The organism is Acidovorax sp. 94 (genome assembly GCF_003634645.1).
GTDB lineage: Bacteria > Pseudomonadota > Gammaproteobacteria > Burkholderiales > Burkholderiaceae_C > Acidovorax > Acidovorax facilis.
Genome location: NZ_RBJA01000001.1, coordinates 3,305,080 through 3,317,305, shown reverse-complemented (window position 1 = coordinate 3,317,305; position 12,226 = coordinate 3,305,080). Strand labels below are relative to the sequence as shown.

At 65.9% G+C, this 12,226-nt stretch carries 12 protein-coding genes; 1 reads left to right on the top strand and 11 read right to left on the bottom strand.

Annotated features, from left to right (window positions below; translation table 11 throughout):
* Positions 1-9 precede the first annotated feature (9 nt).
* The 11 genes from flgL to C8C94_RS15175 all read right to left on the bottom strand — a co-directional run bounded on the left by flgL (position 10) and on the right by C8C94_RS15175 (position 11,146).
* Positions 10-1,263 (bottom strand): flagellar hook-associated protein FlgL, encoded by a 1,254-nt coding sequence (gene flgL, locus C8C94_RS15225; protein WP_121421307.1) that lies wholly within the window; start codon positions 1,261-1,263, stop codon positions 10-12.
* Positions 1,264-1,290: 27 nt separating this feature from the next.
* Positions 1,291-3,267 (bottom strand): flagellar hook-associated protein FlgK, encoded by a 1,977-nt coding sequence (gene flgK / locus C8C94_RS15220; protein ID WP_121421306.1) that lies wholly within the window; start codon positions 3,265-3,267, stop codon positions 1,291-1,293.
* A gap of 175 nt (positions 3,268-3,442) precedes the next feature.
* Positions 3,443-4,363 carry a flagellar assembly peptidoglycan hydrolase FlgJ gene (gene flgJ / locus C8C94_RS15215; RefSeq protein ID WP_121421305.1) on the bottom strand — a complete coding sequence of 307 codons (921 nt, stop codon included), beginning with the start codon at positions 4,361-4,363 and terminating at the stop codon, positions 3,443-3,445.
* Between the two features lie 15 nt (positions 4,364-4,378).
* The gene (locus tag C8C94_RS15210) at positions 4,379-5,530 is read right to left on the bottom strand and encodes a flagellar basal body P-ring protein FlgI (protein ID WP_121421304.1); all 1,152 of its coding nucleotides are present in this window, start codon (positions 5,528-5,530) and stop codon (positions 4,379-4,381) included.
* 383 nt (positions 5,531-5,913) lie between these two features.
* Positions 5,914-6,606: a flagellar basal body L-ring protein FlgH gene (locus C8C94_RS15205; RefSeq protein ID WP_121421303.1), complete on the bottom strand. Its 693-nt coding sequence runs from the start codon at positions 6,604-6,606 to the stop codon at positions 5,914-5,916.
* 29 nt (positions 6,607-6,635) lie between these two features.
* Positions 6,636-7,418 (bottom strand): flagellar basal-body rod protein FlgG, encoded by a 783-nt coding sequence (flgG, locus tag C8C94_RS15200; protein WP_121421302.1) that lies wholly within the window; start codon positions 7,416-7,418, stop codon positions 6,636-6,638.
* Positions 7,419-7,455: 37 nt separating this feature from the next.
* On the bottom strand, positions 7,456-8,196 hold the full coding sequence (gene flgF / locus C8C94_RS15195; RefSeq protein WP_121421301.1) for a flagellar basal-body rod protein FlgF: 741 nt from the start codon (positions 8,194-8,196) through the stop codon (positions 7,456-7,458).
* Positions 8,197-8,254: 58 nt separating this feature from the next.
* Entirely contained in the window at positions 8,255-9,535 is a 1,281-nt protein-coding gene (flgE, locus tag C8C94_RS15190; protein ID WP_121421300.1) for a flagellar hook protein FlgE, read from the bottom strand.
* Between the two features lie 39 nt (positions 9,536-9,574).
* A complete protein-coding gene (locus C8C94_RS15185) occupies positions 9,575-10,231 on the bottom strand; it encodes a flagellar hook assembly protein FlgD (RefSeq protein ID WP_121421299.1) in 657 nt (218 codons plus the stop codon).
* Between the two features lie 15 nt (positions 10,232-10,246).
* The gene (gene flgC, locus C8C94_RS15180; RefSeq protein ID WP_121421298.1) at positions 10,247-10,651 is read right to left on the bottom strand and encodes a flagellar basal body rod protein FlgC; all 405 of its coding nucleotides are present in this window, start codon (positions 10,649-10,651) and stop codon (positions 10,247-10,249) included.
* A gap of 36 nt (positions 10,652-10,687) precedes the next feature.
* Complete coding sequence (locus tag C8C94_RS15175; protein ID WP_121421297.1) at positions 10,688-11,146, bottom strand: flagellar basal body rod protein FlgB; 459 nt, start codon at positions 11,144-11,146, stop codon at positions 10,688-10,690.
* A gap of 220 nt (positions 11,147-11,366) precedes the next feature.
* Between C8C94_RS15175 and flgA the strand changes: the two genes are divergently transcribed.
* Positions 11,367-12,167, top strand: coding sequence for a flagellar basal body P-ring formation chaperone FlgA (gene flgA / locus C8C94_RS15170; RefSeq protein WP_228898966.1), 801 nt, complete (start codon positions 11,367-11,369; stop codon positions 12,165-12,167).
* The last annotated feature ends 59 nt before the right edge of the window (positions 12,168-12,226 follow it).

Genomic DNA, 12,226 nt, shown 5'->3' with positions numbered 1-12,226 from the left:
AGGCCCGCTTTAACTGATGAAATTGAACAGGGACAGCTTCTGAACCTGCGCATAGGACTTGAGCGCTGCCTCGTAGCCCACCTGCTGGTTCTGGAAGTCTGAAATTCCCTGGATCATATCGAGATCCTCGGCCCGCGAGCGGTCGCCTTCGAGCTGGATGGAGCGCTTTTCCTGGTCGCCCGTGATGCGGTCCGCTCGGTTGAGCAGCTCGCCTGCGTAGCCGCGCATGTTGTGCAGGCGTTCCAGGCCAATGTCCATGTTGCCCAGGGCCTGCCCCACTGCCTGCGCCGCTGCATTGCTGTCGGGGGCGCTGCGGATGTCGCGGATCGCGTTGTCCAGGGTGCTGAACATGCTCGGGCTGGGCTGCAGGGTAATGGTGTCCCCGGTGGCAGGGTTGCCCTTGATGTCGAAGCTCAGGCCCGGGATGCTGGTGATGGCGATGGTCACTGGCTTGTCGGTGGGATAGTCGGGCACCACCACGGCCGGTGACACGGCGCCTGTGGTGGTGTTGGTGAGCGTGTAGGTGGCGGTGGTGGTGCCGGGTGTGGCACCCGGGCCGACCGCGCTGAAGGTGATGGTGTAGTTGTCGCCCGTTACCAGGCTCGGGTCCACGGGGGTGACCGCCGTGGTGTTGAGGAAGCGGCTGGAGGGAATGGCACTGACACCTGCGGTGTAGACACCATCGCGCTGCGGGTCGAACATGAAGGCGGCTTCGCCATCCAGGGTGTTGGGAATCGACACGCCACTGCTGGCTGTCTGGCCAGGCAGTCCTTCAAAGCTGTAGTCGGGGCTGCTGCTCAGGGGGCCGAGGAACGGCGCGAGCGCGCTGCCCAGGGCGCTGAGCAGGGGAACGCCGTTGGTGTCCTTGCGGTTGGCTACTTCCAGCAGCTGCTCGCGCAGGCCTTGCAGCTGGTTGGCGATGGTGTTGCGGTCGTTGGGGGTCAGGGCCGCACTGCCGGCGTTCACCACCAGTTCGCGGAAGTTCTGCACCAGGTCCACTGCGTCGCCCAGGGCGGACTCGGCCTGCGCGATGGCGTTGCGCTGCGTTTCCAGTGCGCGCTGCTCGGTCTGGATGCGCGCCAGCCGGTTGATGGCGCGTTCGGCCTGCGCGGCCGACACGGGGTCATCGCTGGCCCGCACCACGCGTTTGCCCGAGGTCAGGTTCTCCTGCAGGTTCGACAGGTTGGTCTGGCGCGTGCCCAGGTTGCGCAGCGCGTTGTCATACATGTTGGCCGTGCCAAGGCGGTAGATGCTGTTACTCATGTCGAACTCCTAACTCCTGTCCCGCCGTCAGCGGCCGAGGCCCTGCAGCAGCGAGTCAAAGATGTTTTGCGCAATCTGGATCATTTTGGACGATGCCTGGTACGCCTGCTGGTATTGGATCAGCCTTGCAGCCTCCTCGTCCAGGTTCACGCCCGAAATCGCCGTACGGTCCCGTTCCAGGTTGGCCGCGATGGTGGTGGACAGCTCGGCCGCGAACAGCGCGCTCTGGGTGCGGGTGCCCACCTGGGCCATGGCCCCTGCGTAGCCGTCGGAGAGTGTGGACTCGTCGAACATCTTCACGTCCCGCAGGCCCATGAGTGCACTCGCGTTGCCCGCATTGCGCGTGAAGATGTCGCCGTACTGCGGGTCCGATGCATTGCCGATCACGACGGTGTCGCCCGTGTTGGGGCTGCCCTGCAGCTTGATCTCCCAACCGTTGATCGAGATGGGTGCACCCGGCGTGTAGGGCTGCGCAGCGGCAACGGTGGTGGGTGGCGCAGTGCCCCGGTCCAGCACGTCGTATGTGGTGGGCGGGCCGGCCGTGAACTGCAGCTGGATACCGCCCAGGATGGGGGGCAACGCCGCCGGGTTGGCGTTGGGCGGCAGCACCAGCCCCGGCGGGTTGGGCAGGCCCGTGGCTTTGAGGCCCGCCAGCTGCAGCGTGCCGCCGTTGGAGGTGCCCATGGCCGCGTTGATGGGGTTGGCCGCAGCCAGATCACGCGGTGAGTACACCAGCGACTGGATGTTGGCCGCCGCCGTGCTGAACGGCTTGAACAACATGCGCTCGCCGGGGTTGCCGGGCGTGGTCAGGTTGAAGTTCAGGCCGTCGATCTGCAGCGTGGCCAGGTTGGCCGCGTCGGTGAACGGGGTGGACGTGCCGTCCGACAAGCGCACCACCTGCCCGGCCGTGCCGGTGGTAAAGCGGATTTCATAGTCCGACGCCGCGAACTCCGTGGGGCCGGTGAAGGACACCGTGCCCACGCCGGCGCCGTTGGTGTGGCCCGGCATGCTGGCGGGCAGCGCGAACAGGTCCTTGCCCAGCGCACCGTCCAGCGTCAGGCCCAGGTTGTGCTGGTCGTTCATCGTCATGCCGATGGCCATGGCCATGCGGCCCAGCAGGTTGCGCCCTTCGGCCAGATCGTTGTTGTTAAAGCGCAGCAGGCCCGACATCGAGCCCCCGCCGAGCACGTTCTCGTCCATCTCCACGGCTGGCGCACCGGGCCGGTTGAAGAACAGCTTGATCTGACCGCTGCCGGGGAACGCCGTCGCGTCATCGATGGACAGGCTGGTGGCCGTGGTGCCCAGCACCAGCGGCTGGCTGCCCGCCACAAACAGGCCCACGGTGCCATCGTCAGCTGGGATCTGCGTGGTCTGCACGTACTGGTTGATGTCGCGGATGATCTGGTCGCGCTGGTCCAGCAGGTCGTTCGGAGTCTGGCCATTGCCCTTGGCGCGCGCGATCTGCTCGTTCACGCTGGCCATCTGCCCGGCCAGGCTGTTGACGGCGGTGATGCTGCTTTGCAGCTGTTCGGTCACGGTGTACTGGATCTCGTTGATGCGGTCGGCGGCCGCACGCATGCGCGAGGCGGTTTCGTCCATGCGCGTGAGCACCACGGTGCGCGCAGTGATGTCCGTGGGGGCGCTCACCACGTCCGAGAACGCATTCATCATGTCATTGATGGCTGCACCCAGGCCCGCCGTGCCGCCGCTGAAGACCTCCTGCAGCTGGCGCAGGCGCTCGGCCCGCACGATGTCGGACGACTGCACCGAGCCCGCCGTGGCCGACTGGCGCGTGAGCAGCTCGCTCTGGTTGCGCAGGATGGTCTGCACATCCACGCCCTGGCCGATGTAGCCGCCGCCCGTGAACTGGCCCTGCACGGTCTGCAGCACCACGGTCTGGCGCGAATAGCCGGGCGTGTTGACGTTGGCAATGTTGTGGCCCGCCGTCTGCAGCGCCACCTGGTTGGCCAACAGGGCGCGGGCGCCGACGTTGAGCAAGCTCATGACTCACCTCGCATTTCAGTGATCCCCAGCGCTGCCTGCACCCCCAGCGCGTGAGACTGGCGCGGCCCTAGCCAGTGCCCCCGCGCAAGGGCCGCCCCGCCGCGCTGGGGGCGTCCCCCTCCCGCGAAGCGAGAGAGGGGGAAGGCGCGAAGCGACTCAGGGGGTGTTTGCATGGTCAAGCCTGCGCGCGCAGCGTGCGCAGCACGCTATTGATGGCACCGCCGAGCTTTTTGGCGTACTCGGGGTCGGTGGCGTAGCCCGCCTTTTGCAGCGCCGAGGCATAGGCCATGGCCGAGCCGGACTGGGCGACGGATTCGGCCTTCTCGTAGCGCGGGCTGTCCTTGATGAGCTTTGCGTAGTCCCGGAACGAATCCTCGTACGAGTCGTAGGCGCGGAACTTCGCCGTCACCTTCTGGGCCTTGCCGTTGATGTATTCGGTGGTGGTGATCTCGGCCACCTTGCCCGTCCAGCCCTTGCCGGCCTTGATGCCGAACAGGTTGAACGAGTTGGAGCCGTCCTTGTGTTTGATCTCGCTTTTGCCCCAGCCGGTTTCGTGGCCAGCCTGGCCCAGCATGAAGCTGGCCGGAATGCCGCTCTCCTGGGCCACGCGCTCGGCGGTGCCCGAGAGGTGCTGCACAAAACCATCGCGGCCCTTGGGCGCGGGTCCAGTGGCCTCGGCCGGTGTGCCGGTGGCCGAGGACGCTGTGCGGGGCAGCGCCTGCGGCAGGCTCAGTGTGGAAGGCACGGAGAAATTGGCGTCGGCCCCGCCCATCTGCCGCGAGAGCTGGCGTGCAATCGCTTCAGACAGCCCGCCCTGCTGGCCCGACATGCTGACCGACAGCTGCTGGTCCAGCATGTCCTGGCCCAGGTTGGCCTGCTCGCCTTCCATGAGGCCGGATTTCATCGTGGCGTCGCGCATGCTCTTGATCAGCTCGCGCATGAACAGCGACTCGAACTGCTTGGCGACCTCGCGCGTGGTCTGGGCGTTGTTGGCCGTGCCCGCGTCGTACTTGAGCGAATTGAGCGAGCGGATGTCCACCGCCAGCGCATTGGAGGTGCTGCTGGTGGTGCTGGACGAGGGCAGGGTGAGGGCCATGGTTGCTCCCCGGGGTCAGATCACTTCCAGCTCGGCGTTGAGGGCGCCGGCGGCCTTGATGGCCTGCAGGATGGCCAGCAGGTCGCCCGGCGTGGCCCCCAGCGTGTTGAGCGCCTTGACCACGTCCGCCAGCTGGGGTGAAGCCGGCATCTGGATGATGTTGCCCGGTTCCTGGTTGATGCGGATGTCGCTTTGCTGCGCCACCACGGTCTGCCCTTGCGAGAGTGGAGCGGGCTGGCTGATGACGGGCGTGGAGCTGATGGTGATCGACAGGTTGCCGTGTGCAATGGCGCAGGGGCCCAGCGTCACGGCCTGGTTCAGCACCACCGAGCCGGTGCGTGCATTGATGACGACCTTGGCAGAGGGGGTGGACGCCTCCAGGGGCAGTTCTTCCAGGTCGGCGATGAAGCCCACGCGGGCGCCGGGGTCCAGCGGTGCGCGCACTTGCACGGTGCGCCCGTCGAGCGCCGTGGCCAGGCCGCTACCCAGTTTGGTGTTGATGGCCTGCGCCACGCGGCGTGCGGTCTGGAAGTCCGAGGCATTGAGCCCCAGGTTGATGGTGTCGCCCTCGTTGAGGGGTGTGGGCACGGCGCGTTCGACCTGTGCGCCTTGCGGAACGCGCCCCGCGCTCAGGTGGTTGATCTGCACCTTGCTGCCGCCCGCCGAGGCGCCCGCGCCTCCCACCACCACATTGCCTTGGGCCAGGGCGTAGATCTCGCCGTCGGCGCCGCGCAGGGGCGTGACGATGAGCGTTCCGCCCTTGAGCGACTTGGCGTTGCCCATGGAGGACACGTTGATGTCGATCATCTGCCCGGGCTGGGCAAAGGCCGGCAACTGTGCCGTGACGATCACCGCCGCCACGTTCTTGAGCTGCAACTGGTTCGCCGTGCCAGGCGGCAGGCTGATGCCCATCTGCTGCAGGTAGTTGGACATGGCCTGCGTGGTGTAAGGCATCTGCGTAGTCTGGTCGCCCGTGCCGTCCAGCCCCACCACCAGGCCATAGCCTGTCAGCTGGTTGCTGCGCACGCCCTGCACCGCCGCCACTTCCTTGATGCGCAACGCATGGGCAGGCACCGCCACACCAGCAGCCACGAGGGCCAGCAACAGCCACAGCGCGCGCACGGGGCGTGACAAGAGGGAGTGGGACAAGGCTTTCATGACACCGATTGTGGGCGGCCCCGCCAGGAACTAAAACCCAAAAAGAAGCGGGTTCACCGGCCTATTGCATGGGTTCCCGAGCGGGTGGGAAACGGCGGTGGCGTACCGTGCGCCTGGGCGGTTGGTCCGGGTCAAGCTGCAAGGTGAAATATGAATAAAAATAGCCGCTGTCGCTTAATAGATAAGCGTAAATAGCTATAAATAAGATAGCGATTTTGAGATCGACTACACAATCGCAGCCATCCCACAGCCCAGTGCTCGTCAAAACTGGCGCGGCCAAAGCGCGGGCCGCCGCGCAAGGGCCGCCCCGCCGCGCTGGCGGCGTCCGCCTCCCCTAGCGCGCAGCGCGTAGAGAGAGGGGGAAGGCGCGCAGCGCCTCAGGGGGTGAAACCCTAAAACGGCGTGATCGTGTTGAAGACCCGGTTCATCCAGCCCAAGGCCTGGGCTTCGTTCTGTGCGCCACGGCCACGGGATTCCACCCGCACATTGGCCACCTGGGTCGAGTTGACAATGCTGCCCGGCTGCAGCGCGCGCGGATCGATGGTGCCCGAGAAGCGCAGCACATCCACGTTCTGGTTCACGCCGATCTGCTTCTCGCCCGTCACGACCAGGTGGCCGTTGGGCAGCACGTCCACCACGGTGGCGGTGATCGAGCCGGTGAAGGTGTTGGCGCTTTCGGTGCCGCCCTTGCCCGAGAAGGTGCTTTCCGAACCGGCGCCGAGCGTGGTGCGGTCGGCCAGCGACTTTTTCACGAAAGGCAGGTTGGTGATGCCGGCCGAGGCCTCCGAGGTACGGTCCACGGTGGACGAGGATTTCTGGCTGGCCGTCACGTTCTCGACGATCATGATCGTGACGTTGTCGCCCACCAGCCGTGCGCGGCGGTCTTCGAACGCGGGGCGGTAGCTGGCGTTGTGGAACAGGCCCCCGGTCACGGGCGGTGGTGCACGGTGCACTGCGGCCAGTGGTGGTGGGGTGGTCGGCAGGATGTCCACCGGCGGCGGCGGCGACAGGGTGGCGGCGCAGCCCGTGAGCAGCAGCGCGCCCACGGCGGCGGGCAGGGCAAAAAGGTGTGTGAACGGCAGCATGGCGAACGCTCCTGGTGTCGGCATCGGGATCACAGCTGGCTGAGCTTGGCCAGCATCTGGTCCGAAGTCTGGATGGCCTTGGAATTCATCTCATAGGCACGCTGTGCCTGGATCATGGTGACCAGCTCTTCCACCACGTTGACGTTGGAGGCTTCCAGAAACCCCTGCTTGAGAATACCCAGCCCGTTGGTGCCGGGCGTGCCCTGCTGGGGCTGGCCCGAGGCGGCCGATTCCTTGAACAGGTTCTGGCCAATGGGCTCGAGGCCGGCCGGGTTGATGAAGGCCGACATCGCCAGGTTGCCCAAGGGCTGGGGCTGGGTGTTGCCCTGTACGGTGGCCGACACCACGCCGTCGGCGCTGATGGTCACGCTCGTGGCGTTGGCGGGCACCGTGATGCCGTTGGCCACGGGCAGGCCGCTGGAGTTGACCAGGCGGCCCTGCGAATCGACCTGGAACGAGCCGTCGCGCGTGTAGCCGATGGTGCCGTCGGGCATGGTCACTTCCAGAAAACCATTGCCGTTGATGGCCACGTCCAGGTTGTTCTTGGACTCCTGCAGGCTGCCCTGCACGAAGTTGCGGCTGGTGGCCACCGTGCGCACGCCCAGGCCCAGGTGCAGGCCGGTGGGCAGCTGGTTCTGCTCGGTGGTGTTGGCACCCACCTGGCGCAGGTTCTGGTAGATCAGATCCTCGAACACCGCGTTGTTGCGCTTGTAGCCGGTGGTGGAGACGTTGGCCAGGTTGTGCGAGATGACGTCGAGCTGGGTCTGCTGGGCAGACATGCCGGTCTTGGCGATCCAGAGGGAGTTGATCATGGTGCTTCCTTTTGGCGTGGCGGCGCGGGGCGCGACCTCAGCCGTTCATGCTCAGCAACTGGCTGGCGGTTTTGTCGTTGGTTTCGGCGGACTGCAGCAGGCGCATCTGCTGTTCGAACTGACGCGATGCGGCAATCATCCCGACCATGCTTTCGACCGGATTCACGTTCGAGCCTTCCACTGCGCCTGCCAGCATGCGGGCGTTGGCGTCATTGGCAATCGGGTCGCCGGACGTGGTGCGAAACAGCCCGTCGTCGCCGCGCTTGAGCGGGTCTTCCGGGGTGGGAGTGGCCAGCTTGAGGCGGCCAATGGCCTGCGCGGGCTGGCCCGCTGCCTTGGCAGTGACCGTTCCATCCGAGCCCAGCGTGACTTCGGCGCCCGGCGGGACATCAATGGGCGCGCCGCCATCGGACAGCACGGGCAGTCCGGTGGGGGTGAGCAGCTGGCCCGTGGCAGACACCTCAAAGGTGCCGGCGCGGGTGTAGGCCTCGGTACCGTCAAGTCCCTGCACGGCGAACCAGGCATTGCCCACGGCCATGGCGTCGAGGTTGCGGCCGGTACGCTGCACGGGGCCGGGCGTGCTCACGTGGCCCGAGGTGGCCTCCAGCGCAAACACACGGGTTTTGGAGCCATCGCCCTGGATCGGGACCGAGCGGAAGGTGGACATCTCCGCACGAAACCCCTGGGTGGAGGCGTTGGCGAGGTTGTTGGACAACACGGCCTGCCGGTGGGCGGCCGCGTTGGCGCCCGTCATCGCGGTGTAAATGATGCGGTCCATGGGGGCTCTCCGTTGTCCAGGGCTGTTTCAGTGCAGAGTTCTTACGAACCGTTCCCGATCAACGCAAGTTCACCAGGGTGGACATCACCTGGTCTTGCGTCTTGATGGTCTGGGCGTTGGCCTGGTAGGCGCGCTGTGCGGTCATCATGTTCACCAGCTCGGCGGTCAGGTCCACGTTGGAGTCTTCCAGCGCGCCCGAGCGCAGCGACCCAAAGTTGCCGTCGGTGGCCGTGCCAGCCACCGGCTGGCCGGATTCAAAGGTGGCGACCCAGTTGTTGCCGCCTACCGAAGCCAGGCCCTGCGTATTGCGGAAGCTCGACAGCGCCAGCTGGCCTTCTGCACGGGTCACGCCGTTCGAGTAACGGGTCATGATCATCCCGTTGTTCTCGATGTTGATGCCGGTGAGCTCGCCCGTGGTGTAGCCGTCCTGGCTCAGGTTGGAGACCGAGAACTTGTTGCCGCTCTGTGAGACTTTGTCCAGGCTCACCGCCACATCGAACGCGGGCAGGTTGTTGGGGTTGGGCGGGGTCGGGTTCACGTTCAGCGTGAGCGCGAAGCCCGTGGCGGGGGGCGTGGCCACGGGGGCCGTGATGGCGCCATTGTTGTCAAACGTGATCTGGCCTATAGGAGTTGCCACCACGGGAGGCACTGCCGTGGGGTCGTCCAGCTGGTCGTACACGTCCCAGGTGTTGTCGGTGGCGGTCTTCTGGAAGTACAGGCTCACTGGCTTGGCCACGCCCTGGCTGTCGAACACGTTGATCGACGTGCCGTAGGTGGCGCGCGGTGTGGCCGGGATGGGCGGCGTGGCGGCAGGGTCGCCGGCCGCATCGGTGGCCGTGGCCGGCAGGTTGAATGCTGCCGTGATCGTGGTGGTCTGCTTGGCAGGGATGGGCTCGGAGGTGGGGAACACCATCGGGATGGGGTCGGTGCCCGAACGCAGGCCGGTGACCGGGTCCACGGGGTAACCCATCACGTTGGCGTTGTCGTTGGTGATCATGTTGCCCTCCTTGTCCAGCTTGAAGTTGCCGGAGCGGGTGTAGGCGGGTGTGCCATCGGGCAGCGTGAGCGTGAAAAAGCCGTTGCCGTTGATGGCGACATCCAGGCTGTTGCCCGTGATCGTGAGATTGCCCTGTGTGAACTGCTGGGAGACCGCGCCCACTTCGACGCCGATGCCCGCATTGGTGCCGCCGGACGAGCCGATGGCGGACGCCACCATTTCGGCAAACTCGGCCCGCGAGGCCTTGAACCCGACGGTGTTGGAGTTGGCGATGTTGTGCCCGATGACGTCGAGGTTCTTGCTGGCGGCGTTCAAGCCAGAGAGGCCTTGCTGAAAACTCATGGTGTTCTCCTGATGGGGGCTATCACTGAATCGGCCGGGTTAGACCAGGGCCTTGATCTGGCTGTAGTTGATGGTTTTTCCGTTGGCCAGGGTCAGCACCAGCTGGCCGTCCTCGGCACCTGCGGCCGTGACCTTGGACAGGGCCAGCGACGTGCTGTCGATCTTGGTCGAACCATTGACGGCACTGACGCGGAACTGCAGTCCCTCGGTGGAGCCGGTGTACTTGCTGGCATCCCACTCGAAGGTGTGGCGCCCTGCAGCCTTGGCACCCAGGTCCATGGTCTCGATCACCTGGCCGCCAGCGGTCATCACCTCGACCTTCACCTTGGTGGCGGCCGAGGCCAGCTCAAAGCCACCTTTGCCGGCCTTGTCGGCCACAGCCAGCGTCGAGCCTTCGGTCATCACGTTGCGGCCAATCAGGGCCGTGCCCTGCATCACCTGCAGCGAGTTGAACTGCGCCGACATGCTCTCCATCGTCTGGTTGAGCTGCTGGATGCCGGTCACCGTGTTGATCTGCGCAATCTGCGAGGTCATCTGGGCGTTGTCCAGCGGGTTCATCGGGTCCTGGTTGTTCAGCTGAGCAACCAGCAGTTTCAGGAAGCGGTCCTGCGCGGCTGCAGGGTCGGTGGCGGCGTTGGCCTTGGTGCCGGTCGCATCGGTGACCGTGGGCGCGCTGGTGGCGGAGTTGAGGATCATGGTGGCGTCCTAGAGTTACTGGCCCATCTGCAGGGTCTTGAGGAGCAGCGACTTGGCCGTGTTCATGACCTCGACGTTGTTCTGGTAAGAGCGGGAGGCGGAGATCATGTTGACCATTTCCTCCACGGCGTTGACGTTGGAGTGCGTCACATAGCCTTCCGCGTCTGCCGACGGGTGGCTGGGGTCGTGCACGCGGCGGCCGGGAACGTTGCTTTCGTTGATGGAGCTCACGCGCACACCGGCCGAGCTGTCCGCGCCCATGGGGGCGGTCTGGAATACCACCTGGCGCGCCTTGTAGGCCTGGCCGTCGGGGCCTGCCACGGCATCGACATTGGCCAGGTTGCTGGCCACCACGTTGAGCCGCTGCGACTGCGCGCTGACGGCGCTGCCCGAGACGCTGAAGATGGAGAACATGGACATGGGGAGACTCGCTTTCTGCGCTGCACTGCGGATGGCTTATTGGCCCTGGATCGCGCTGAGCATGGTTTTGGCGTTGCCGTTGATGAAACGCAGCGTGGCTTCGTAGCGCACGGCGTTGTCGACAAAGTTGGCGCGCTCGCGGTCCAGGTCCACCGTGTTGTTGTCCAGGCTGGGCTGGGTCTGCACGGAATAACCCAGCGTGCCGGGTGCGCCGGTGCCCGTGCTGGCCGCTGGCAGCGGAATGTGGCGGGGGTCTGTGGCGCCCTTGGCCCCCAGGTTGCCCGTGGCGCCCACCGAGCCACCCGTGGCCAGGCGGGTCACGCCCGAGCCCAAGCCCGTGGCTTCGCGCATCGCATCGCCAAAGCTGAAATCGCGTGCCACGTAGCCCGGGGTGTCAGCGTTGGCGATGTTGCTCGCGATGGCGCGCTGGCGCTCGGCACGCACCACGAGTGCGTTGCCGAGAAAGTCCAGCCGGTTGGTCATCTTGTCAAGCATGGTTGCCTCACACCCTGGGTTGCAATAGGAGCCGGTTGGGGGTTTCCGGCGTGGTTCGATTGTGAAAGCCGCCGCTTTTTTCTAAAGCGCGAAGAACGCGGAAATGGGTGCGCAGTTTCGGGTTTTGCGCAGGGCTCGCCTGCCTATAGTTCCAGTCGTGAAAGAGTCTTTGCCGCCCCGCGCGGTCAGACCTGTTGACCTGCGATGCCCAGGAGGCCCCATGCCATCGATCTTCGTTTTCCCCTTCGTGTCCCCTTTGGTTCGCGCTGGCGCTCTGGCGATCGCCGGGCGGCGTGCTGTGGCTCGGCACGCTCTGGCGGTGGTGCTGGGGTTGACTGCAGTGGCTGGCAGCAGCGGGGCCGCGCTGGCCCAGGCGGCAGCTGACCCCAGTGCCGACCTGGGCCCGCTGACCCAACGCTGGCTGGATGACGCGATGTCGCGCAACCAGGCCTCCGGCTTGCCGCTGCGCATGGAAGTGAGCGTTGGCTCACTCGACTCGCGGCTGCGGCTGGCGCCGTGTGCGCGGGTCGAACCCTACCTGCCAGTGGGCGCCCGGCTTTGGGGCCGCACCCGCCTGGGGCTGCGCTGTGTCGAGGGGCAAACCGCATGGAACGTTTACCTGCCGGTGACCGTCAAGGCATTTGGCCCGGCTTGGGTGCTGACCGGCCCGGTGGCTCCGGGGACGGTGCTGACCGCCAATGACGCCACCGAGGCGGAAGTGGACTGGGCCGAAGAGTCGGCAGCCGTGATGGCCAACCCGGAAATGTGGGTCGGGCAGGTCGCCGCGCGCCAGCTGGTGGCCGGCCAGGCATTGCGCCAGACCATGGTGCGGCCCCCCCAGCTCTTTCGCGCAGGCGCCCAGGTCAAGGTGATTGCCCAGGGCCCCGGCTATGCAGTCACCTCCGCAGGGCAGGCCATGTCGGCAGGCGCTGCGGGGCAGATTGTTCGCATCCGCATGGATAATGGCAGGATAGTCAGTGGAACTGTGAATGAGGTTGGGACAGTGGTCGTCGCTCTTTGATGACGGGGCGGTGATAAATGGCTAAAGTCCGGGCCAAATGGGTCGAAAACATTGCTACT

Excerpts from the sequence above, each read along its gene's own strand:
- flgL (WP_121421307.1), bottom strand. The coding sequence starts at position 1,263 with ATGAGTAACAGCATCTACCGCCTTGGCACGGCCAACATGTATGACAAC.
- flgK (WP_121421306.1), bottom strand. The coding sequence starts at position 3,267 with ATGAGCTTGCTCAACGTCGGCGCCCGCGCCCTGTTGGCCAACCAGGTG.
- flgJ (WP_121421305.1), bottom strand. The coding sequence starts at position 4,363 with ATGGCCCTCACCCTGCCCTCGTCCAGCACCACCAGCAGCACCTCCAAT.
- C8C94_RS15205 (WP_121421303.1), bottom strand. The coding sequence starts at position 6,606 with ATGCTGCCGTTCACACACCTTTTTGCCCTGCCCGCCGCCGTGGGCGCG.
- flgG (WP_121421302.1), bottom strand. The coding sequence starts at position 7,418 with ATGATCAACTCCCTCTGGATCGCCAAGACCGGCATGTCTGCCCAGCAG.
- flgF (WP_121421301.1), bottom strand. The coding sequence starts at position 8,196 with ATGGACCGCATCATTTACACCGCGATGACGGGCGCCAACGCGGCCGCC.
- flgE (WP_121421300.1), bottom strand. The coding sequence starts at position 9,535 with ATGAGTTTTCAGCAAGGCCTCTCTGGCTTGAACGCCGCCAGCAAGAAC.
- C8C94_RS15185 (WP_121421299.1), bottom strand. The coding sequence starts at position 10,231 with ATGATCCTCAACTCCGCCACCAGCGCGCCCACGGTCACCGATGCGACC.
- flgC (WP_121421298.1), bottom strand. The coding sequence starts at position 10,651 with ATGTCCATGTTCTCCATCTTCAGCGTCTCGGGCAGCGCCGTCAGCGCG.
- C8C94_RS15175 (WP_121421297.1), bottom strand. The coding sequence starts at position 11,146 with ATGCTTGACAAGATGACCAACCGGCTGGACTTTCTCGGCAACGCACTC.
- flgA (WP_228898966.1), top strand. The coding sequence starts at position 11,367 with ATGCCATCGATCTTCGTTTTCCCCTTCGTGTCCCCTTTGGTTCGCGCT.